Consider the following 898-nt stretch of genomic DNA (forward strand, 5'->3'; position numbering starts at 1 on the left):
TAGAGCGAGCAAGGCCGTAAGTGCCGCAGCGAAGCGTTTCCCCGCTGTTATACGCAGTCGCTTATTCGCCAGTCATTTGTAGTGCTTTTTCTATTAATGCTTTGGAAAGATGGATATCATGTTCTTCCAGGAGCATTAATGAACTTTTAATTTCAGAAATTAATCCCTTATCTTTTGCAGAAATGAGAATTCCAATAGTCCCAATTACTTTTTGATTTTTTAATTTAGCTACTTTTCTGGCTTTTTTATCATCGAGTAATAAAATACTATTTTTAAATTCTTTCGAAAGGACGATAGCTTCTGATTCACCTTTTCCCAGTGAAAGTTTATAAGCGTTAAATGCCTCAATATTGTTACATCTTTTTATATAGGGTTTAGTCCATTCTTGTAACGTGGAACTGAATTTTTTGTCTGTCTGAGCAATTTCTTCGTAAACTGAGAAAGGAACGATGATTTCTTGAAAAATGTCATCTAGAAGATGTAGCTTTTTGATAATAGCTAGTGAAATTAGGGGAGAAGAGTCCGCAATAATTATCAAAGTAATTCTATTTTAATAAAGAAAATTCGGAATCTAGGTCATCGGAATCATAATCAATAACTGGTATTCCGTCTCGCGATATTTTTTGCATAAAAGTTTTTAGATCTAAAGATGAGAACTCAGCGGCTTGCGTTAAAGTAAATCTACCCTTAGTAAAAAGGTGTTTAGCAAATTCAAATTTCAAATCATTCTTTAGTGAATCTTCTGTTTCATTTATTGCTAAAAGTAGATGATCCGGAATCTCTATCTGCAAAAGGCTCATGGTTCAATTTTGATGAATTATTTGGATTTGTCAAATTGATTTACTTGAGTATTTGTTTGTATATTGCCTTTTCCGGTTAAATTTTAAGCGATTGCGTG

General features: G+C 33.2%; 2 protein-coding genes. Both read right to left on the reverse strand.

The features are described 5' to 3' along the window. Positions 1–61: 61 nt before the first annotated feature. Complete coding sequence (locus ND811_RS19425; protein ID WP_265353618.1) at positions 62–538, reverse strand: PIN domain-containing protein; 477 nt, start codon at positions 536–538, stop codon at positions 62–64. 7 nt (positions 539–545) lie between these two features. Beyond that, entirely contained in the window at positions 546–800 is a 255-nt protein-coding gene (locus tag ND811_RS19430) for a UPF0175 family protein (protein ID WP_015679757.1), read from the reverse strand. Positions 801–898 lie beyond the last annotated feature (98 nt).

It is taken from the genome of Leptospira soteropolitanensis, from assembly GCF_026151655.1.
GTDB lineage: Bacteria > Spirochaetota > Leptospiria > Leptospirales > Leptospiraceae > Leptospira_A > Leptospira_A soteropolitanensis.

Bases quoted from the DNA above. Each gene is read 5' to 3' on its own strand.
- ND811_RS19430 (WP_015679757.1), bottom strand. From the start codon at position 800: ATGAGCCTTTTGCAGATAGAGATTCCGGATCATCTACTTTTAGCAATA.